The 18,104-nt window shown below is 60.5% G+C and carries 25 protein-coding genes; 12 read left to right on the forward strand and 13 right to left on the reverse strand.

Going from position 1 to position 18,104, the window contains the following annotated elements; genetic code table 11:
• Nucleotides 1-100: 100 nt before the first annotated feature.
• On the forward strand, nt 101-1,111 hold the full coding sequence (locus tag ACNFBR_RS22535) for an AraC family transcriptional regulator (protein WP_416736846.1): 1,011 nt from the start codon (nt 101-103) through the stop codon (nt 1,109-1,111).
• On the opposite strand, the gene ACNFBR_RS22540 is transcribed toward ACNFBR_RS22535, so the two are convergent.
• The 7 genes from ACNFBR_RS22540 to ACNFBR_RS22570 form a co-directional block, all read right to left on the reverse strand.
• A complete protein-coding gene (locus tag ACNFBR_RS22540) occupies nt 1,108-2,124 on the reverse strand; it encodes a YeiH family protein (protein ID WP_416736847.1) in 1,017 nt (338 codons plus the stop codon). The two genes, ACNFBR_RS22535 and ACNFBR_RS22540, sit on opposite strands and share 4 nt — an antisense overlap.
• Nucleotides 2,121-2,447: a Rieske (2Fe-2S) protein gene (locus ACNFBR_RS22545; protein WP_416736848.1), complete on the reverse strand. Its 327-nt coding sequence runs from the start codon at nt 2,445-2,447 to the stop codon at nt 2,121-2,123. The genes ACNFBR_RS22540 and ACNFBR_RS22545 overlap by 4 nt, the downstream gene beginning before the upstream one ends.
• Entirely contained in the window at nt 2,444-3,097 is a 654-nt protein-coding gene (locus ACNFBR_RS22550; RefSeq protein ID WP_416736849.1) for a DsbA family protein, read from the reverse strand. The genes ACNFBR_RS22545 and ACNFBR_RS22550 overlap by 4 nt, the downstream gene beginning before the upstream one ends.
• 4 nt (nt 3,098-3,101) lie before the next feature.
• Nucleotides 3,102-4,382, reverse strand: coding sequence for an MFS transporter (locus ACNFBR_RS22555; RefSeq protein WP_416736850.1), 1,281 nt, complete (start codon nt 4,380-4,382; stop codon nt 3,102-3,104).
• Between the two features lie 149 nt (nt 4,383-4,531).
• Nucleotides 4,532-5,584 (reverse strand): 3-keto-5-aminohexanoate cleavage protein, encoded by a 1,053-nt coding sequence (locus tag ACNFBR_RS22560; RefSeq protein ID WP_416736851.1) that lies wholly within the window; start codon nt 5,582-5,584, stop codon nt 4,532-4,534.
• Nucleotides 5,585-5,629: 45 nt separating this feature from the next.
• Nucleotides 5,630-6,478, reverse strand: a complete 849-nt coding sequence (locus ACNFBR_RS22565) for a TauD/TfdA dioxygenase family protein (RefSeq protein ID WP_416736852.1) — start codon at nt 6,476-6,478, stop codon at nt 5,630-5,632.
• Between the two features lie 13 nt (nt 6,479-6,491).
• On the reverse strand, nt 6,492-7,472 hold the full coding sequence (locus ACNFBR_RS22570; protein WP_416736853.1) for a quinone oxidoreductase family protein: 981 nt from the start codon (nt 7,470-7,472) through the stop codon (nt 6,492-6,494).
• A 226-nt stretch (nt 7,473-7,698) separates the two neighbouring features.
• Between ACNFBR_RS22570 and ACNFBR_RS22575 the strand changes: the two genes are divergently transcribed.
• The gene (locus ACNFBR_RS22575; protein ID WP_416736854.1) at nt 7,699-7,905 is read left to right on the forward strand and encodes a hypothetical protein; all 207 of its coding nucleotides are present in this window, start codon (nt 7,699-7,701) and stop codon (nt 7,903-7,905) included.
• 22 nt (nt 7,906-7,927) lie between these two features.
• Here the strand turns inward: ACNFBR_RS22575 and ACNFBR_RS22580 are convergent, their stop codons facing one another.
• On the reverse strand, nt 7,928-8,347 hold the full coding sequence (locus ACNFBR_RS22580; RefSeq protein ID WP_416736855.1) for a MerR family transcriptional regulator: 420 nt from the start codon (nt 8,345-8,347) through the stop codon (nt 7,928-7,930).
• A 112-nt stretch (nt 8,348-8,459) separates the two neighbouring features.
• On the opposite strand from ACNFBR_RS22580, the gene ACNFBR_RS22585 reads away from it, so the two are divergent.
• A complete protein-coding gene (locus ACNFBR_RS22585; RefSeq protein WP_416736856.1) occupies nt 8,460-9,695 on the forward strand; it encodes an NADH:flavin oxidoreductase/NADH oxidase family protein in 1,236 nt (411 codons plus the stop codon).
• A 97-nt stretch (nt 9,696-9,792) separates the two neighbouring features.
• Complete coding sequence (gene osmE, locus ACNFBR_RS22590; RefSeq protein WP_416736857.1) at nt 9,793-10,149, forward strand: osmotically-inducible lipoprotein OsmE; 357 nt, start codon at nt 9,793-9,795, stop codon at nt 10,147-10,149.
• A gap of 1 nt (nt 10,150) precedes the next feature.
• On the opposite strand, the gene ACNFBR_RS22595 is transcribed toward osmE, so the two are convergent.
• Nucleotides 10,151-10,510: a hypothetical protein gene (locus ACNFBR_RS22595; RefSeq protein ID WP_416736858.1), complete on the reverse strand. Its 360-nt coding sequence runs from the start codon at nt 10,508-10,510 to the stop codon at nt 10,151-10,153.
• Between the two features lie 258 nt (nt 10,511-10,768).
• On the opposite strand from ACNFBR_RS22595, the gene ACNFBR_RS22600 reads away from it, so the two are divergent.
• The 3 genes from ACNFBR_RS22600 (at nt 10,769) to ACNFBR_RS22610 (ending at nt 11,715) form a co-directional block, all read left to right on the forward strand.
• Complete coding sequence (locus tag ACNFBR_RS22600) at nt 10,769-11,083, forward strand: hypothetical protein (protein WP_416736859.1); 315 nt, start codon at nt 10,769-10,771, stop codon at nt 11,081-11,083.
• A 115-nt stretch (nt 11,084-11,198) separates the two neighbouring features.
• Nucleotides 11,199-11,399, forward strand: a complete 201-nt coding sequence (locus tag ACNFBR_RS22605; protein ID WP_416736860.1) for a hypothetical protein — start codon at nt 11,199-11,201, stop codon at nt 11,397-11,399.
• A 100-nt stretch (nt 11,400-11,499) separates the two neighbouring features.
• Nucleotides 11,500-11,715, forward strand: a complete 216-nt coding sequence (locus ACNFBR_RS22610) for a hypothetical protein (RefSeq protein WP_416736872.1) — start codon at nt 11,500-11,502, stop codon at nt 11,713-11,715.
• 237 nt (nt 11,716-11,952) lie between these two features.
• Here the strand turns inward: ACNFBR_RS22610 and ACNFBR_RS22615 are convergent, their stop codons facing one another.
• The 4 genes from ACNFBR_RS22615 to ACNFBR_RS22630 form a co-directional block, all read right to left on the reverse strand.
• Entirely contained in the window at nt 11,953-12,261 is a 309-nt protein-coding gene (locus ACNFBR_RS22615; RefSeq protein WP_416736873.1) for a hypothetical protein, read from the reverse strand.
• 94 nt (nt 12,262-12,355) lie between these two features.
• Nucleotides 12,356-12,877, reverse strand: a complete 522-nt coding sequence (locus ACNFBR_RS22620; protein WP_416736861.1) for a DapH/DapD/GlmU-related protein — start codon at nt 12,875-12,877, stop codon at nt 12,356-12,358.
• 162 nt (nt 12,878-13,039) lie between these two features.
• Entirely contained in the window at nt 13,040-13,408 is a 369-nt protein-coding gene (locus ACNFBR_RS22625) for a hypothetical protein (protein WP_416736862.1), read from the reverse strand.
• Between the two features lie 665 nt (nt 13,409-14,073).
• Nucleotides 14,074-14,361, reverse strand: coding sequence for a hypothetical protein (locus ACNFBR_RS22630; RefSeq protein WP_416736863.1), 288 nt, complete (start codon nt 14,359-14,361; stop codon nt 14,074-14,076).
• Between the two features lie 239 nt (nt 14,362-14,600).
• On the opposite strand from ACNFBR_RS22630, the gene ACNFBR_RS22635 reads away from it, so the two are divergent.
• From ACNFBR_RS22635 to ACNFBR_RS22655, 5 genes are all read left to right on the forward strand, one after another.
• Nucleotides 14,601-15,491, forward strand: a complete 891-nt coding sequence (locus ACNFBR_RS22635) for a LysR substrate-binding domain-containing protein (RefSeq protein ID WP_416736874.1) — start codon at nt 14,601-14,603, stop codon at nt 15,489-15,491.
• A 104-nt stretch (nt 15,492-15,595) separates the two neighbouring features.
• Entirely contained in the window at nt 15,596-16,300 is a 705-nt protein-coding gene (locus ACNFBR_RS22640) for an SDR family oxidoreductase (protein WP_416736864.1), read from the forward strand.
• 52 nt (nt 16,301-16,352) lie between these two features.
• Nucleotides 16,353-16,907, forward strand: coding sequence for a pyridoxamine 5'-phosphate oxidase family protein (locus ACNFBR_RS22645; RefSeq protein WP_416736865.1), 555 nt, complete (start codon nt 16,353-16,355; stop codon nt 16,905-16,907).
• Between the two features lie 16 nt (nt 16,908-16,923).
• Complete coding sequence (locus ACNFBR_RS22650) at nt 16,924-17,316, forward strand: Rid family detoxifying hydrolase (RefSeq protein WP_416736866.1); 393 nt, start codon at nt 16,924-16,926, stop codon at nt 17,314-17,316.
• 98 nt (nt 17,317-17,414) lie between these two features.
• Nucleotides 17,415-18,104, forward strand: a 690-nt coding sequence (locus ACNFBR_RS22655) for a thiamine pyrophosphate-binding protein (protein ID WP_416736867.1), incomplete at its 3' end; no start/stop codon positions are given.

An 18,104-nucleotide genomic window follows, 5' to 3' on the forward strand; every position in this document is an offset into this window, starting at 1 on the left:
ATAACCCGTGCATCCTGTAGGAGCAGCCTTGTGCTGCGAAAGGGCCGTGACAGGCGCCCCAAAAGCGCCGGATGCCTGAACAATAGGGACAACAATAAAAATGCCTGCTCTAGTCCGTGCCGCCAGCTTGACCAACTACCTGGAAGTGTCCCGCCACCTGGGCCTCAACCCCCATGCACTGCTGGCACAGGTTGGCCTTAGCGCCGCCTTGCTCGACGACCCCAACCGGCGTATCCCGGTGGCCAGTGTCATCAGTTTGCTGGAGGCTTCCGCCAGCGCCACCCAGTGCGAAAGCTTTGGCCTGCGCATGGCCGAGTTGCGCCAGTTGTCGGACTTCGGCGAAATCAGCCTGCTGCTCAGCCACCAACGCAACCTGCGCGATGCGCTGCAGGTGATCGTGCAGTACCGCCACCTGCTCAATGACGCGCTGGCCATTCATATCGAAGAAGCCGGCAAGACCGTGGTCATCCGCGAGGAGGTGATCAACGAGCGTGCGCCCTGCAGCCGCCAGGCCACCGAGTTGGCCATCGGCGTGATGATGCGCTTGTGCGCGGCGTTGCTGGGCGCCCACTGGCACCCGATCAGCGCCAACTTCACCCATGCGGCCCCCGCCGACCCCGCTATCCATCGGCGCATCTTCGGCTGCACGCTGGTGTTCGGCAGCGAATTCAATGGCATCGTCTGCCCCGCCGCCGACCTCGACAGTGCCAGCCCGCAGGCCAACGAAGCCATGGCCCGCCTGGCTCGGCGCTACCTGGACACGCTGCCGGCCAGCGGCGTGCCGTCTCTTGAACTGGAGCTGCGCAAGACCATCTACCTGCTGCTGCCCATGGGCCGTGCCACTATCGAGCAAGTGGCGCAGACCCAGGGCATGAACGTGCGTACCTTGCAGCGGCGGCTGGAAGAAAGCGGGTTGACGTTCAAGGACCTGATCAACAGCGTGCGCCGCGACCTGGTGATGCGCTACCTGGAAAACCCCAGCTACTCGCTGGGGCGCATTGCCGACATGCTGGGTTACTCGATGCCCAGCTCGTTCACCCGCTGGTTCATCGCCCAGTACGGCATGCCACCGGCCAGCTGGCGGGCACAGCGGGATATGCAGGAGCCCTAGGGCTGGAGCCCCCAGTGCATCAACGTCAGCACCAGTAGCACAAGAAACACGCTTTCACCCACCATCAACGCGATGGGCCTGAGCCCGACCGAGGCCAGAGCCTTGAGCTGCGTCTTCATGCCCAGGGCGCTGATCGCCACCACCAGGCACCCCCGCGATAACTCATTGATAGCACCTTGCGCTGGCGCTGGCACCCACCCTGTACTGTTGATGCAGGCCAGCAGCACGAAGCCGACCGCGAACCACGGCAGCAACGGCGGCCGTTGACCGCCTGCCTCCAGGCCTTGGCGACGTGTGATCATCGCCGCACAGACAATCACCGGCAGCAGCATGGCCACGCGCATCAACTTGACCACCGTGGCGATGTCGCCGGTCTCGGTGGACATGCTGTAGCCCGCCCCCACTACCTGCGCCACATCGTGAATGGTCGCGCCCAGGAAGACGCCCGCTTGCGGCGGCGACAGGTGCAGCCACTGGGCGATCATCGGGTAGAGGATCATCGCCAAGGTCGACAGCGCCGACACCCCGATCACCGTGAACAGCGTTGCGTGCTCCTTGCGCGGATGCTGCGGCAAGGCGGCCGCCAGGGCCAGTGCCGCAGAAGCCCCACAAATGGCCGTGGCGCCGCCGGTGAGCATGCCGAACAGTCGCGAGAAGCCCAGTGCTTTGGCCACCACCACCGAGACCAGAATGGTGACGACGACCAAGGCCACCACCAAGGCCACTGGTTTCCAGCCCAAGCTGGCGATCTGGCTCAGGGTAATGCGCATGCCCAGCAGGGCCACACCCAGGCGCAGTACCGTGCGGGCGGTAAACTCGATGCCCGCCTTGCAGGGGCCGTCGACCGCCAAAAAGTTCAGCGCCATGCCCAGCAGCAGGGCAAACAGCATGACTGGCGCAGCGTAGTGCTCGCTGAGGAAACTGGCGGCTGCGCCGACGATCAGGCTTACCGCTACCCCTGGGGCCAGGGTGCGAATACGGTGATGGGCTGCGGTCAGGGTCAGTGTGCTCATGGCCCGGTCTCCTCGCTGTCCAGCACGATGAAGACCTGCCCGTCCTGTTGCTCGATCGGGTAGCTGGCAACCTTCAAGGCCTTGGAGTTGATCAAGTAACCGCTGGCCAGGTCGAAACGCAGGCCGTGGGCGCAGCACTGGATAACCCGCCCTTCCAGTCGCCCGCCGCACAGCGACGCCCCCTGGTGCGGGCAACTGTCGTCGATGGCATAGAGCGTATCGGCGACATTGAACAAGGCCACGCTATGGCCCTCGCAGGCTAACAGTGCCCGGCCATTGCGCTGGGGCAGTTGGCTGGGGCTTATGGCGATACGTCGGCTCATGCCTGCACCACCTCATGCAAGGCGTCATTCATGGCGGCGAACAACGCTTCGGCAGGCCGCACGCCGGCAATCAGCGGGCCCTGGTTGAAGCGATAGCGTGGCACGGCACTGCCTGCACGCCCGGCACCGTCCAGAAATGGGCTGCCGTCGTCACGTAAGCAATCGATCACTTGCGCGGCTTCAAGCCCACTACTCTGGGCGATCCCGAGCAACGTGCGGCTATCACCCAGGTCACGGCCTTGGTGGAAATAGGCAATGAACAGTTGCGCCAGCAGCGCTTCCTGTTGCGCTACACCGAGCAGGTTGCCGGCCCGTTGCATCAAACGGTGAGCATTGCCGGTATTGGGCATGCGGCGGATACGCGAAAAATCGATATCCTCGCCCACCACACTGGCAGCGGCGCGCACCTGAGCCTGGCGCTCGCGCACTGCTTGCTCGCTGCCCAGGCGTTGCAGGTAGAAGGTATTGAAAGGCACCCCATTGGCAGGCAAGCCGGGCAGCAACTGCACGCCCCGCCACTGCACCTGCACCTGCACCTGTGGCTGCTCACGCTGCAACAGCAGCAAGGCCGCTTGCAGGTGCCGCTGGCCTATCAGGCACCAGGGGCAGACGAAATCGAAGAACACCTCGATGGACAACAGCTGTTTCACGGTTTCAACTCCTGGAGCGCAGACGGTCCATGTCGCGGTGGTAGTGACGCTTGGCGATAAGGAACACTGCGGCTGCCGCGATACTGATCAGCGGCACCAACTGCAGCGCGGCCTGCAGGCCGATCAGGTCAGACACCCGTCCCGTGATCAGCGGCCCGGTGGCCAGCCCCAGCAGGTTGTTGGCCAGGGTCAGCGTGGCGAACGCCGTGCCATGCACCGCAGCGTGGGTAAGGTTGGCGACCATGGCGCTGGACGGGCCATTGGTACCGGCGGCGATCATCATGCCCAGGCAGATCAATACCAGTTGCGCGGTACCGGCGGGCAACGCAAAGGCAATGCTCAGCAATGCGCAGCTGCCCAGGCAGTAGGCGATGGCCAGGCTGATCTTGCGGTCCGGGCGCTGCCGCCCAAGGCGGTCGCACAGCATGGCGCATAGGATCATGCCGATGCCGCTGCACAGCACGATGACGGCGGCGATCGCCCCGGCACGGTCGGTACCCATGGCGTAGTAGCGGTTCAGGTAACTGGGCATCCACACGATGAGGGTGCCGCCAACGAACAGTTGCAGGCCACTGCCGACATAGGCGGCGATGACCGAACGGCTGCCGTACAAGGTGCGCAACGGGTGACTGGCCTTGTCCAGCGCCTGCACCGCGCACTTGGGTGCAATGCGCGCCTCCTTGACGATCATCGGGTAGAGCAATGCCAGCACCAGGCCGAACAATGCCATGCCGGCGAATGCCCAGCGCCAGCCCAGGTGCTGGGCCAGCACGCCGCCCACGGCCATGCCTAGCACCGAGCCGAACATGCCACCGGCCATGAACGCCCCGGCCAGCGTCGAGCGCATATCGCGGGGGAACACGGCGACCACCACGGCAATGCCGACACTGCCATAGGCGGCCTCGCCGACCCCAACCAGAAAGCGCGCAATGAACATTTGCGGGTAGTTTTCCGCCAGGGCACAGCCGAGCGTGGCCATGCTCCACAACACCGCCATCAGCACCAGGCTGCGTACCCTGCCGAAGCGGTCGGCCAGCAGTGACAGCGGAAAGGTCAGCAGGCCGACCATCAGCGCGACGATGCCGCTGAGCAGCCCGAGCTGGCTGTCGCTCAATGCCCATTCGCCCTTGAGCAGCGGGAACACCGCATTGAGCACCTGGCGCGACATGTAGTCGGAGATCAACAGGCCGAAAGTCAGGGCAAAAACCACCCAGGCATAGCGCCGGGGGACGCTGTGGGCGGAGTCGGTGCCGGAGCCTTCGGCACTGGCGAGATAGGTGGCCATGTTGCCTCCTTGGGTATGGGGCGTGGGTGTTGTTTTTGTTGTTATGGGTAACAGCCGGAACTCATGGTGCTTTTTTGTGGCCCCTTCGCGGGCGTGCCCGCTCCCACAGTTACCGCTTCGACCTGTGGGAGCCGGCGAGCGGGCCGGTATCAACCGCGCTGCGGCACGCCCTTCTCACCCGGCTGGCGGTTCGGCGCCATGCCATTGGCTTCAAGCGTCTGCTCGATGCTGCTGTACTGCTGCCCGATGCGGTAAATGGCGCGGGCCTCCTTGCCACTGGCAATCTCGCGCCCCAGCTCGTGGGCCACGCGCACGGTCTGCTGGATCTGCTGCACCGAGGTGAAACGCTTGCCGTGCTGGTCGATGATGGTGTCTTCGTTGCCACAGCGCGGGTGCAGGCCCATGGCCAGGGCCATGGTGTTGAACGGCAGCACGTTTTTCAGCAACGATTCGGCGGTCAGGGTGCAGCCGTCCGGCGCCCGGTGGATGAAGTTGAAGAAGTTGAACGGGTTGGGGCCGTCGAAGCCGCCGCCAATGCCGATCCAGGTCAGGTTCAGCGGGCCCATGTAGTCACCACGGCGCACGATGCGCTCAAGGGTTTCCAGGGCATGCATGCCGGTCAGCTGGAAATGCGGCTGGATATTGCTGGCCCGCAGGCGGCGCAGGTGCTCACGGACCCAGGCCGGGCCGGCCGGCACGGTCATCTCGCTGTAGGCGGCGTGGATGGCGGGGCTGGCCAGCGAGGTACCTTCAAGGTACTCGGGGTACAGCAGCTCCATGATGTTCATCTGCGTGGTGTTGATGGCCACGGTCACTTGGTCGGGGCGCGGCGTCAGATCGGCAAGCATGTGCCGGGTGTCATCCGACAGCCATTTGGCCGCCTCGCCTTCACTTTCCGGGGCGAAGGAAATCGAACCGCCAACCTGGATGATCATGTCCGGCACTGCCTCACGCACACCGGCGATCAGCTCGTTGAACTTGGACAGGCGCTTGGAGCCTTTGCCGTCCAGCTCACGCACGTGCAAGTGCAGCACGGTAGCGCCTGCCGCATAACAGTCGACGGCCTTCTGCACCTGCTCGTCCATGGTCAGCGGAATGTCCTCGGGGAAATCTTCGGGCATCCACTCCGGGCCATAGGGGGCCACGGTGATGACCACCTTTTCCATGTTTTCCGGATGCAACGAATCGTCGAAGAATTGCATGCTGTAGTCCTCGCTATTGTTTTTGTGCGGTCGCCAGCGGCTGGCTTAGAAGGTGCGGCTGCCCTTGATCCCGGCACGCTCCATCTTGCGATGGCACGGCGGGTAGTCCATCACGGCGTAATGCTGGGTGCTGCGGTTGTCCCAGATCGCCACGCTGTTGGGCTTCCAGCGCCAGCGCACCTGGTATTCGGGCAGGTAGGCCTGACTGATCAGGTAACGCAGCAGGTCGCCGGCGCCGGGGTTGGCATCCTGGCCGAATCGCACCCGCTGCGGTGTGTGGTAATTGCTGAAGTGGGTGGTGAAGGCGTTGACGAACAACACCTGCTCGCCGGTTTCCGGGTGGGTGCGTACCACCGGGTGCTCGGCATCAGGGAACTGCGCCTTGAGTGCCAGCCGCTTTTCCAGTGGCATGGCGGCACCGAAGCTGGCCTCGATGCTGTGGCGCGCGCGCAGGCCTTCGATTTTGGCCTTCACATCGTTTGGCAGGTTTTCGTAAGCCAGCACCATGTTCGCCCACATTGTGTCGCCGCCCACCGGTGGGCATTCGACGCAGCGCAGCACGCAGCCCATGGGCGGTGCCTCGCGCCAGGTGGCATCGGTGTGCCAAGCGTTTTCATAGCGGTCGTTGGGCTGGTCGGGGCGTTTGTAGATCTGCACCAGGCCCGGGTGCTCAGGGTCGCTACCGGCCACCGGGTGGTCTTCCAGCTCGCCGAAGCGACGGGCGAAGGCCACGTGCTCGGCACGGCTGATGTGCTGGTCGCGCAGGAACAGCACACGGTGCTGGAGCAACTGCTGGCGCAGCTGGGCGAACAGGTCGTCGTCGTGAATCGCGTCGGCCAGGTTGACGCCACTCACCTCGGCACCGATCGCGCAGGTCAGTTGTTCGATGTGCATGCTGTTGCCCTCTTCAGATGACGAAGATCGACGAGCCGGTGGTTTTGCGCGCTTCCAGGTCACGGTGGGCCTGAACCGCGTCCTGCAGCGCGTAGTGCTGGTTGATTTCGATACGGATGCGCCCACTGCTGACGTGGTCGAACAGTTCACCGGCCAGGTCGGCCTTTTCTGCCGGGTCGGCGATGAAATCGGCCAGGGCCGGACGGGTGAGCTGCAGCGAGCCTTTGATCGCCAGCAATTGCGGGTCGAACGGTGGGATGGTGCCCGACGCCGTGCCAACGCATACCATCAATCCGCGACGTTTGAGCGAATCGAGCGAGCCGCTGAAGGTGTTCTTGCCGACGCTGTCGAACACCACGTTCACCCCGACCCCGTCGGTCAGCTCGCGCACACGGCTGGCCACGTCCTCGACGCTGTAGTTGATGATGTGGTTGCAGCCATGGGCGCGAGCCACTTCGGCCTTGGCCTCGGTGGACACGGTGCCGATCACGTTCAACCCCAGCAGCCGCGCCCACTGCGCGACGATCAGGCCCACCCCGCCAGCAGCAGCATGCAGCAGCACGCTATCACCCGCTTTGAAGTCATAGAGCCGGCGCAACAGGTAGGCCGAGGTCAAGCCGCGCATGGTCATGGCGGCAGCGGTCTCGAAGGCGATGGTTTCCGGCAGTTTGATCAGCGCCGCAGCGGGGATCAGGCGCTCGGTGCAATAGGCACCCAGGGTATTGAGAAAACCGGTGTAGGTAACCCGGTCGCCGACCACCACCTGGGTTACGCCCTCGCCCACCGCCTCCACCACCCCGGCAGCTTCCACGCCGATGCCATTGGGCAGCGGGATCGGGTAGGTGCCGTTGCGGAAGTAGGTGTCGGCATAGTTCAAGCCCACCGCCACCTGGCGCAAACGGACCTGCCCCGGCCCGGGCTCGCCAACCTCGGCGTCCTCGTAGCGCAGGACCTCGGGGCCACCGGTCTGATGGAAACGTACGACTTTGGACATGCTTGTCTCTCCAATCATCGATCTGGACGCAAGGCGTCAGTTCTGGGTGATTGGACTGTATGCCCTTGGCTTTTCGGATGCTTCGCATCGGACGACAGCGGGTTTTCATTTGATGACAGCGCGATCGCCGCCCCAGCGTTCGTCAGCCTGTTTTATTCATGAGCCTGCTTGATGCTTTTCACTGGCCAGACTAATACTTAAGTCTCTGCCTGGGGAGGCACGAAAAATGCTGCCAAGATTCGTTATCGTTCCCGCTGTGCCGATCGAAAAGGAGTCGTTCCGCGTGGGTAGCCGCTACTACGCCGCTACTGTTTGTGGCGGGTTCGACATCTACGATAACCAGGCGAAGGAACGGCTCAAGCCGAGCTACTCGAGCCGAACGGACGCACAGGTGCAGTGCGAGCAGTTGAACAAGCGCGGCGAGGTGGGGTAAACACTGCCACGGGCACCCGGCATCACGCGCCTGGGGCCTCAGCGTCTTGCCAACCGACGATTAGCCGCTGGGCATTTTCCTCGCAATCCATCCCTTGCGGCTTGTCTTCGATACCGGCAATCACCGCCAGCAACTGCGCACGGTTCTGTGCCAGCCGCTGCTGCATCGCCTCGATCTCCGCCACCTTGCGCTTGAGGCTTGCCAATAACAAACCATGCGCCACCGGCGAAGCCCCGGATGGGTCGGTTAGCTTGCGCATTTCATCCAGGCTGAACCCCGCCTGCTGGCCACAGGTAATGATCTCCAACGCCCGCACCACCTGCTCCGGGTAGTCCCGGTAACCATTGCCCAGGCGCCGGGCGGCAATCAACCCGCTGGCTTCGTAGAAGCGTATTCGCGAAGCACTGAGCCCCGTACGTCGTGCCAACTCACCAATTTTCATTTGGATGTCATTTCCCTGTTGACCTTAAAGTTGACTTTAACCTTAGCCTTCTCCCGATCCTAGCCCACGCTTGCTGCAACCGATGCGTGGTACCCCTCATTCGGAGATCGCCATGACGCCGTTCCAACCCCTGCTCCTGCCCAATGGCAGTGTCATTCCCAACCGCATCGCCAAGGCGGCGATGGAAGAGAACCTGGCCAACCCGGACCAAACGCCTTCCGATCAGTTGTTGAGGTTGTACCAGGCCTGGGCCGAAGGCGGTGCCGGGCTGTTGCTGACAGGCAACGTGATGATCGACCCCAGCGCCATGACCGGCCCGGGCGGGGTAATGCTCGACGCCAACCAGCCACTGCAGCGTTTTCGCGACTGGGCCCGTGTTGGTCGCGCCCACGGCGCGCAGTTCTGGATGCAGATCAACCACCCAGGCCGACAGATGCAGGCCAACCTTGGTCAGCCCACCGTGGCACCTTCGGCGGTCGCCTTGGACATGGGCGGCTTGTCGAAACTGTTCCCCTTGCCCAAGGCGCTGGACGAAGCCGAGATCGCGGCACTGATCCAGCGCTTTGCCCGCACTGCCGCACTGGCGGAAGAGGCTGGCTTCAGTGGTGTACAGGTGCATGCTGCCCACGGTTACCTGCTGAGCCAGTTTCTGTCGCCATTGAGCAACCAGCGCCAGGATCGCTGGGGCGGTAGCCTGGAGAACCGCGCGCGGCTGCTGCTGGAGGTGGTCAAGGCGGTGCGAAGCGTGGTTTCGCCCGGCTTCGGTGTGGCAGTGAAGCTCAATTCAGCCGACTTCCAGCGCGGCGGCTTTGAACCTGCAGATGCCCGCCAGGTGGTGCTGTGGCTGAACGCGTTGCCGGTAGACCTGGTGGAACTGTCCGGAGGCAGCTACGAGGCTCCGGCCATGCAGGGCGACGCCCGCGACGGCCGCACCTTGGCCCGCGAAGCGTACTTTCTCGAGTTTGCCCGGGACATCGCCGCCATCGCGAAGATGCCGGTGATGGTCACCGGCGGCATTCGCCGCCTGCCGGTGGTCGAGCAGGTGCTCACCAGTGGCGTGGCCATGGCCGGGATAGCGACAGCGCTGGCGGTGGAACCCGCCCTGCCCCGACGCTGGTTGAACGGCGAAGCGACGGCTAGCGCCGAACTGCAGCCCATTCGCTGGAAGCGCAAGGCATTTGCCGCACTGGCGTACATGGCCTTGGTAAAGCTGCAGATGCGCCGCTTGGCGGCAGGCAACCGGCCCAAGGCGCACGCGTCGCCATTGCGCGCCTTGTTGCTGGAGCAAGGCTGCACGTTACTGCGGGTAAGGCAGTACAGGCGTATGATGAAAAGCCGAGCGGGTTGAGGGTGTGGCGCCGCCTTGGGCGGCAACGCAACCCCCAGATCGCTCAGGCACTGCACAAGCAGCTGTCTTCATCGGCGTCCTCTACCGGAGCACTGCCATGAACAAACCCCTTCTCGCGCTGCTTCTCGCCCTGGCAGCGCTTGCTGCCTGCTCATCCAACTCTGCGCAGTACCAGGACCAGCCACTGGTGGCCAAGGTCGATACCGGCATGAGCAAAGATCAGGTCCTGCAAATAGGCGGCAAACCCGATGCCGAGTCCGACCGTACCGTGGTGCCCGGCACCTGCTTCGACTACATGCTGACCAAGGCCGGTAAACGGCAACCCTACAGTGTCAGCTTCGATGGCAATGGCAAGGTGGACAAAACCGCCTTCATGTCCTGCGCCGAGTGGAGCAATGCCCAGCACAAGGCGCGCCTGCCCAGCATGGGAGGTTCAAGCGGTTCGGGCTATTGATTCACTCCAGGCATTCCTTGGCAGCCTGGCGCAATTTATCGCCAGACAGGAAGCTGCCCTTGTAGAAGGTGGCGCGGCTACCCTCGCGAGAGTCGACCACGTCCAGCACATCGTCACTGGCCACCGCACTGGATGCGGTCAGCCGGTAGCCATGGGCTATCGATTTCTGCGTGGCTTGGGGCGCTAGCGCCTGCCATTTGGGCAGGACACAAGCAGCGTACTGCTGCGGTGTTTTTTTGGTCAGTTTGCTGGCAGTCGGTTTGCCGGGGGTTGCGCAGCCGGCAAGGCTGGCAACTAACGCAGAAGCGATAAAGATACGAAAAGTAGGCATTTGCAATTGGCCGTCAGGGATACGCTGCATTCTAACGGGGCTTGCGCCGAGTTTCTAATCAACCAAGGTCTTGCTGCAGATTTTTCGCGCAATTGACACAGTATCCACGCGCCAGCGACAAGCAATCGACACGTCGATTGTTTTACTACAGCCCGTTCACGGTAATTAATTGTTTTGCGAGGGAACGAATTCACTCGCCCCTGCTTCTGATTAGCATCAGGCAACGGCAATCAGCAGCCAGTTTGCTCACCCACATCAATCAGCGCGCTCTTCGCCAAGGAGAACCCCATGCTGTGGTGGCTGGAAATACTCGCCCAATATGCAACCTCCACTGGCCTGGCCGTGCTCTGTATCTTCGTGTTCTGGGCGTATGGCCTGGCATTTGGCAGGGCCTACATGAAATTTCTTTCTGGGCTGCTGGCCGCCATGCTGCTAATGATCGCCGCATTCCCACATGGTGTGGACTTTGCGCTGGGCAATCACAGGGCGCCGGGCGATTCCAGCGTTTTGCTGCTGTTTCTTGCAGATGCAACAGGCGTGATCACCGCGGTGGTGGTGGCTTCGTTCTTCTTCAGCCCTGGGCGGTTGCAAGACGAAGCCTGAACGTGATCAGTGCAGAGGACCTGGTATTTCTACCAGTAGCGCAGGCGGCCGGACGCTGAGAAAGTGAAACTGCCCAAGGGGCGTCACTCCACGACACGGCCAGGAACTACGCACCATGCAAAAAAACGCCAACAACACTTACTTCTTCTATCAGAACGGCAAACTCGTCACCCTTAAAACCGGTGAGCAAGGCCGTAGCATTTTTCGCTCCTCGGACGTACCGCTTGCCGAGCAACAATCGGACGGCACCCACGCCAGCGGTTTGCTGGTGACCGACGACAAAGGCTCAGTACTGCAAGTACATGAAAAAAGCTGAGGTATCCAAGCGCGTTGCACAAATCTGTTGCGTTTCACACCGCCCTGAGGCGATGCTCACAGGCCCATTGAAGCACAAGACAAGGAAAGCCTTTCGCACTATGGAGACGCTGCATAGCATCAAGTCAGACCTGGTCAGAACAGCCGATCACCTGGATAAGCTCAGCCAAGCCATGAGCGGCCACGCCAAATTCATGGAGGCGCGAGGTAGTTCGCAGAGCGAAATCGATGTCACGGCACACATCAGATCCATCGATGTGGTTGCAGACGAGTTGCGCTCTGTGGCCGCAAGAATCGACGACATTGAAGGCGCTTGAAGATTGGCACATGAGCGGGACAATCTACCCAACTCAGGGCGCCCCAAAGGCGGGGTCAGGGCTTGGCACCCCGGTACATCAAGATGGCCGCTACATCCAAGGCCAATACGCTGCCGACAACCAGGAACATCACGTACAGATCTTCAGCAAGCATTGTCTTATCCCCCAAATGCGCCGTTTCCAATGGGGGCTTGCAATTAATGCTCCAGCCAGCGCGTCAGGTCCCTGGGCAGCGACTCAGTTGTACTTGAGCTTCACCACTTTACTCAGCGCCCACCCACTGAAAACATAAAACGCATCCAGGTAGAAACGCCCTGCATAGTTGGGCAACGGCGCATGGTTCAACAGCACATCCGGGTCAGGCGCAGGGGGAAACAGGGCATAGAAACCGTTGGGCAGCACAGCCAGCGCCAGCAGTAACAGGTAAGCCGAGGCTTGCAGCAAGGTGGCGCGATTGCTGAGTCTGGCGGACCACTTCAAGCCGCAGTACGCAACCAGGCCGGCCACCGGCAACACCCAAAAATGCGTCGGGATCCCAATGAACATTTCGGCGACAACGCTTCTTGCTTCCACCCGCTGTTCTCCATCCAAATGCAGCAATTATTGCGGGCGGGGCCGCCAAATGCAAAAGCAGCGCGGCTCAACCGGTCTCCGGCGCCACCAGCCACTTCTTGAACTTAGCCGGTGAGCCAGCATAGAGCGCATTGGGCGGAACATCCTCGGTTACCACGCTGTTGGCCGCGACCACGCTGTTGTGGCCAATGTTGATGCCGGGCAAGACCACGGCACCTGCACCGATCCAGGCATTGTCGCCCACGGTAATCGGGGCGATATAGTCATTGTCTTTGCGCCGCTGCGGGTTGATATCGTGGCTGGTCGTGCACAAACGTACCTGTGGACCAAGCATGGCCATGCGGCCGATGCGGATAGTCGCTTCGTCGAGCAGCACGCAACCGCTGTTGATGAAAACCCCCTGCCCCAGCTCCAGATTGCCGCGCTCGAAATAGAACGGTGGGCGTATGACCACATGGCTTTCAGTACGGACACCGGTTTTGGCCAACAGGCGATTCAACTGCTTTTTACCCAGGTCATGAGTATCCAGCAAGCGCATGAATTGACGCGGGGACAGGTGCTTTTTGAGTTTGGCGACGAATAGGAGCAAGCGAAAAATCCGACGGTGGTTATGGCAGAGGTGGCGTCATCAAGACGGTGCCGGGCAAGTTATCGGCGTCCCTGCCAGTTCTTGAGCGCGGCAGTTTACTCGGCCTACGGGCAAAAAGCCCGCACTCGACGGCGGGCTTTGTGTGTGTGGGCGGTGGGAGGATCACGCTTTTGAACACATCAGTGCGGCATCCAGCAACCTGCCGTGGTCGTACCAGGCATCACGCTGATAGGCCGTGAACTGGTGCTGGGTTCCCGTGCTCCGCAACTCCACAAGACCATCTGCCTTGTCCGGGTCGGTACTTTCGATGAACAGCTTGACCGAGTTTTCGCCATCGACTTCGTAGGTTTTCACATGCCCTGGAAGTTCGCCTTTGACGCACCCCAGATACGCGGGTGGGCTTTTCGCGGTAGTGCCGGCGGTATAATCGTGGCTGTCACGTACATCCGGGTTCTGTGCGCAGCCTGCCAGGAACAAACTAGCTAACCCCGACACAAGTAATGCGCCTGCTAGCGATTTTGAGCTCTTCACGCGACACGCTCCTGCTGCCCCATCGAAAACTGGGAAAGTGTTGCCAGACAGCCTGCCCTTTTTTGGTTTTCGTAGGCCCATGTTACTGCTCAATCACAACCGGGCATTAGGTTTGTTTGCTATATGGATTTCGCGGCGTAAACCTCGGTTCTGCATCAATAGCGACGGTACTCCTGCCCGCCACGGTCCCCCTCATAATAATGGCGGTGATGCCTGCCGTCGTGCCAATACGGCCAGCAGCCACTGAGCAACAACATCCCGGACAACACCACAACCCATGCAGTCTTGCGTTTCATGTGCGTACCTCCGGCAGGCGAAGCCATGCCTTGCTTACGTTGGACAGCACAGGGGTGGGATGTTCAGGCAGGCCCTGGCCGCTGGTCATCTTCCATGCAAGATTTCATCTAGCAGCCGCGCCGTTGACCCCGATTACGCGTGTGGCCTGCCCCATTACCGGGGTCAACCAATGGCATTGAGAAATACATAAGTCGCCGCCAGATCCAGTACCAGCACGGCAACCACACTGAAAATCATGTAATAGCGGTCATCCTGAGTCATTTCTGCGTACTCCGCATGGTCAATGTCCCAGGGTTACAGCAATTCCCGTTCCAGCTACCGACTGCAGCCCGCCGACGCCGCTTGCGCCAAGCACAAAGGGCGTGCGGCTAGTCCTTGATCTGGCATACGCCATTGGCTTTGTTCTTGCCGGTATACGAGACGTCAGGCGAGCCGTCCGGGTTGATCGACAACGATACGGTGACCCCACTGCCTTTGGCTTCGAAGTAGTTGTCGTTGAACTTCTTCAACTTGCCTTCCTTGCCATTGATGTAGACCGGCCCGCCCTTGTCGGCATGAACCTCGATGTTTCCGGGGCACGTTGCGTTCAACAGCGGAATGCCGGCGTGGGCAGCGCCCGACGCCAGGAACAACAGGCTCAGTAACAAACGCTTCATCTGTGGTGCCCTCAAGAGGTTGTCGGGATGCCAACACGGTAAGTGGCTGAGCATACCACTGCGCGGTAACGATGAACGGTCCCCACCGTGCAAGCGCAGATTTTCTACTGGCCAATGTTCCCTTTCCTGTTTCTTCGACGTAGCCTTTGAAACCGCGATTTCTTGCGTATCGAGGAAAAAGCAATCGAAAATCATCCTTCCAGAGCGGCAGTAGATCCTTCGCTTGTCAGTAGAAAAATATTATGAACGGACATACTTTGTTGCCTCCCCTTAACGCGCTCAGGGTGCTCGAGGTGGTTGCCCGCCATTTGAATTTTCGGGTCGCCGCCGACGAGCTGGGTGTCACTCAGGCTGCTGTGGCACAGCAGATACGAGGGCTTGAGGCGAGCCTGGAGTTGAAGTTGTTTGAGCGTTTGCCAAGAGGGCTGCGCCTCACGGAACCCGGGAGGGGCTACAGTTTGGCAATTCGTGAGGCGTTCGCCTTGATCACGACGGCCACACAAGCCCTCAAGCCAAATGGGCTGGAACTGACGGTCAGCGTCACGCCTACTTTTGCGGCCAAGTGGCTAATCCCCAGGCTGTCTTCGTTCTCGGTTGCGCACCCTCAGATCGATCTGCAAGTACTGGCCACTGACCGCATTTCGCAATTTAGGCCGGGTGGTGCTGACATCGCTGTGCGCTACGGACATGCACCTTTCGAGAATATGCTCAATGCTGAGCTTTTACTGACTGAACGTATCGTTGCGGTAGGTAGCCCGGCATTGATCGAACAGTTGGGTAGGCCAGAAAGCGTGGAAAAGCTGCAGGAATACACACTGCTGCATGACGCTCACAATTTCTGGCCTGAGTTCATAGATCAGGCCTTCCAGAGCCCCATGTATCTTCCCTCTAAAAACGTGCGGTTCAACCAGACGGTACTTGCAATCGAGGCTGCGGCAGCAGGACAAGGGCTGGCGTTGGCCAGTTACCACTTCGTCAAAGCAGACCTGGAGGCAGGGCGATTAGCGCTGGCGGCAGCTCATCAAATGAGCCTGGATAAAGCCTATTACCTGATCTGGCCACGAAACGCTCACCAGCCGGCGGCCTTGGAAACCGTCCGTACCTGGCTACTTGAACAGGCAAGGCTATAGATTTACTACTGACTTGAAGAAGGGTTGCTGTCTCTCTGAGAGCTGCAGAGCGGTGCTAGTCTCATTTCACCAACAACCCATCCACGCCTCACTTAGGAGGATGTATGTCAGTAGAAAAAGTAGCAATAGTCACTGCCGGTGGTAGCGGCATGGGAGCGGCGGCAGCACGTAGACTGGCTGCGGACGGCTTCAAGGTCGGTATTCTTTCTTCCTCTGGCAAAGGGGAGGCCCTGGCGCAGGAGTTAGGTGGTATTGGTGTAACCGGCAGCAACCAGTCAAACGAGGATCTGCAACGGCTGGTGGACGCAGTCGTTCAGAAATGGGGCCGTATCGACGTGTTGGTTAACAGCGCCGGCCATGGCCCTCGGGCACCGATCCTTGAAATCAGCGACGAAGACTGGCACCAGGGCATGGAGACATACCTGCTCAACGTCATTCGTCCTACGCGATTGGTGACGCCGTACATGCAGCGCCAGAACGGCGGTGCAATCATCAACATTTCTACTGCATGGGTGTTCGAACCCAGCGAACTCTTCCCTACCTCGGCAGTTTTCCGTGCCGGTTTGGCATCGTTCAGCAAAATCTTTGCTGACAAGTACGCCGCTGACAACATTCGCATCAATAACGTGCTACCGGGTTGGATCGACAGCCTCCCCGCTACCGAACAACGTCGCGAAGGTGTGCCGCTCAAGCGCTATGGCACCAGCGAGGAAATTGCCGCCACTATCGCCTTCCTGGCGAGCGATGGGGCAGCCTACATTACCGGCCAGAACATCAAGGTCGACGGCGGCGTTACCCGCAGCGTCTGAGTGCCTCCGGGCCGCACACAATAAGCGGCCCTTTTCATTTTGGGCGATTGCCATGCTTGATCTGATATTGGCCAAGATATGGTCGGATTTATCCATACCAGTTGGCGGTGATCCAAATCCATTTCGCTTGATGCAACTGGCCACCGTCAATTCTGAAGGGCAACCCAAGGTAAGCACTGTTGTCTTGCGCCATGCGGATGAGTCGACCAGGTCGATCATCTTTTATGCGGACAAGCGGTCGGCGAAGCTCGCAGAGATACTCGCTGAACCTAGGGTCGGTATTACCTCCGTTGCCCCGTCTGGCAAGCTTCAACTTCGGCTTGAAGGCCTAGGTGAACCTTTGTCGGATGTTTCGCTCCTTGCCAAGCACTGGGAGCTGGCACGAGGAAGAACGCAAGCGCTCTTTCGCCATGGGTGCATACCTGGCGAGGCGATTTCTTCACCTTCATCAGCCTATGAAACGCACATGGATGGTTTCGACAATTTCGCTTTGTTGGCTGTCCACCTAAGAAAAATCGAGTGGCTCAACCTTACCCAGGATATCCACCAGCGGGCACGCTACATTTTGCAAGGCGAGCATTGGCAGGCGGGTTGGATCGCCCCCTAAGACAGGATCAATTTTGATGAGCAGAATCGCTATCCACAGTGATCAGGCGCCGAAAGCTATCGGCCCGTATTCGCAAGCAGTGCACATGGGTGAACTGGTTTTCCTGACAGGGCAAATCGCGCTTCACCCTGAGAAGATGCAATTGGCTCAAGGAATTGAAGCCCAAACCATTCAGGTGCTCGAGAACCTCCTGGCAGTAGCACGAGCCGCAGGTGGTAGTTTTTCTGACGTAGGAAAACTCACTATCTACCTTACGGAACTCTCTCACTTCGGTGTCGTGAACGAAATAATGAGCCGTTACTTTGAAGCGCCCTACCCCGCACGAGCTACTGTCGGCGTGTCGGCGCTCGCGTTGAATGCCTTGGTTGCAATTGACGCTACCTTGGTGCTTCCTCGAAAGACCGAATAATCCACACGTCTCCTCTTTAGCATAAAACTCATTAGCACCGGGCAGTGATCTGGTTATCTGCCCGCGTGGCTCACTCTCGATAGTGGCAGGGTAAATAGATGGCCAAGGCAGCTGATCTCGTTGTGCAATGTTTGGAAAGTGAAGGTGTCGAGTATGTGTTCGGCATTCCTGGTGAGGAAAACCTCGACCTGCTCGAATCCCTGCGCAAGTCCAGGATCAAGCTGGTGCTGACCCGCCACGAGCAGTCTGCAGGTTTCATGGCTGCCACCTACGGTCGCTTGACCGGCAAGACCGGCGTCAGCCTGTCGACCCTCGGCCCTGGTGCCACCAACCTGGTCACCGCCAGCGCCTACGCCTACCTGGGCGGTATGCCGATGATGATGATCACCGGGCAGAAGCCGATCAAGAAGTCCAAGCAGGGTCGCTTCCAGATCATTGACGTGTGCGGCATGATGGACCCCATCACCAAGTACACCCACCAGTTCGCCTCGGCCGACAACATCCCGTCGCGCATGCGCGAAGCCTTTCGCCTGGCCGAAGAAGAAAAACCGGGCGCCGTGCACCTGGAGCTGCCAGAGGACATCGCCGCCGAACAGACCGACAGTTCGCCTATACCCCCGAGCCTGCACCGTCGACCGCTGGCAGAACACAAGGCTGTCAAAGCAGCGGTTGAGAAACTGCAGAACGCTCGCAGCCCGATCCTGGTGATCGGCGCCGGCGCCAACCGCAAAATGACCGCCAAGGTCCTCAAGCAGCTGATCGACAAGACCGGCATCCCGTTCATCACC

Origin of the sequence: Pseudomonas sp. NY11955 (assembly GCF_048068035.1) — a bacterium.
Classification (GTDB): Bacteria; Pseudomonadota; Gammaproteobacteria; order Pseudomonadales; family Pseudomonadaceae; genus Aquipseudomonas.

What these genes read in the sequence shown, in the direction of transcription:
- ACNFBR_RS22535 (WP_416736846.1), top strand. Translation starts at nt 101, where the DNA reads ATGCCTGCTCTAGTCCGTGCCGCCAGCTTGACCAACTACCTGGAAGTG.
- ACNFBR_RS22540 (WP_416736847.1), bottom strand. Translation starts at nt 2,124, where the DNA reads ATGAGCACACTGACCCTGACCGCAGCCCATCACCGTATTCGCACCCTG.
- ACNFBR_RS22545 (WP_416736848.1), bottom strand. Translation starts at nt 2,447, where the DNA reads ATGAGCCGACGTATCGCCATAAGCCCCAGCCAACTGCCCCAGCGCAAT.
- ACNFBR_RS22555 (WP_416736850.1), bottom strand. Translation starts at nt 4,382, where the DNA reads ATGGCCACCTATCTCGCCAGTGCCGAAGGCTCCGGCACCGACTCCGCC.
- ACNFBR_RS22560 (WP_416736851.1), bottom strand. Translation starts at nt 5,584, where the DNA reads ATGCAATTCTTCGACGATTCGTTGCATCCGGAAAACATGGAAAAGGTG.
- ACNFBR_RS22565 (WP_416736852.1), bottom strand. Translation starts at nt 6,478, where the DNA reads ATGCACATCGAACAACTGACCTGCGCGATCGGTGCCGAGGTGAGTGGC.
- ACNFBR_RS22570 (WP_416736853.1), bottom strand. Translation starts at nt 7,472, where the DNA reads ATGTCCAAAGTCGTACGTTTCCATCAGACCGGTGGCCCCGAGGTCCTG.
- ACNFBR_RS22575 (WP_416736854.1), top strand. Translation starts at nt 7,699, where the DNA reads ATGCTGCCAAGATTCGTTATCGTTCCCGCTGTGCCGATCGAAAAGGAG.
- ACNFBR_RS22580 (WP_416736855.1), bottom strand. Translation starts at nt 8,347, where the DNA reads ATGAAAATTGGTGAGTTGGCACGACGTACGGGGCTCAGTGCTTCGCGA.
- ACNFBR_RS22585 (WP_416736856.1), top strand. Translation starts at nt 8,460, where the DNA reads ATGACGCCGTTCCAACCCCTGCTCCTGCCCAATGGCAGTGTCATTCCC.
- osmE (WP_416736857.1), top strand. Translation starts at nt 9,793, where the DNA reads ATGAACAAACCCCTTCTCGCGCTGCTTCTCGCCCTGGCAGCGCTTGCT.
- ACNFBR_RS22595 (WP_416736858.1), bottom strand. Translation starts at nt 10,510, where the DNA reads ATGCAGCGTATCCCTGACGGCCAATTGCAAATGCCTACTTTTCGTATC.
- ACNFBR_RS22600 (WP_416736859.1), top strand. Translation starts at nt 10,769, where the DNA reads ATGCTGTGGTGGCTGGAAATACTCGCCCAATATGCAACCTCCACTGGC.
- ACNFBR_RS22605 (WP_416736860.1), top strand. Translation starts at nt 11,199, where the DNA reads ATGCAAAAAAACGCCAACAACACTTACTTCTTCTATCAGAACGGCAAA.
- ACNFBR_RS22610 (WP_416736872.1), top strand. Translation starts at nt 11,500, where the DNA reads ATGGAGACGCTGCATAGCATCAAGTCAGACCTGGTCAGAACAGCCGAT.
- ACNFBR_RS22615 (WP_416736873.1), bottom strand. Translation starts at nt 12,261, where the DNA reads ATGTTCATTGGGATCCCGACGCATTTTTGGGTGTTGCCGGTGGCCGGC.
- ACNFBR_RS22630 (WP_416736863.1), bottom strand. Translation starts at nt 14,361, where the DNA reads ATGAAGCGTTTGTTACTGAGCCTGTTGTTCCTGGCGTCGGGCGCTGCC.
- ACNFBR_RS22640 (WP_416736864.1), top strand. Translation starts at nt 15,596, where the DNA reads ATGTCAGTAGAAAAAGTAGCAATAGTCACTGCCGGTGGTAGCGGCATG.
- ACNFBR_RS22645 (WP_416736865.1), top strand. Translation starts at nt 16,353, where the DNA reads ATGCTTGATCTGATATTGGCCAAGATATGGTCGGATTTATCCATACCA.
- ACNFBR_RS22650 (WP_416736866.1), top strand. Translation starts at nt 16,924, where the DNA reads ATGAGCAGAATCGCTATCCACAGTGATCAGGCGCCGAAAGCTATCGGC.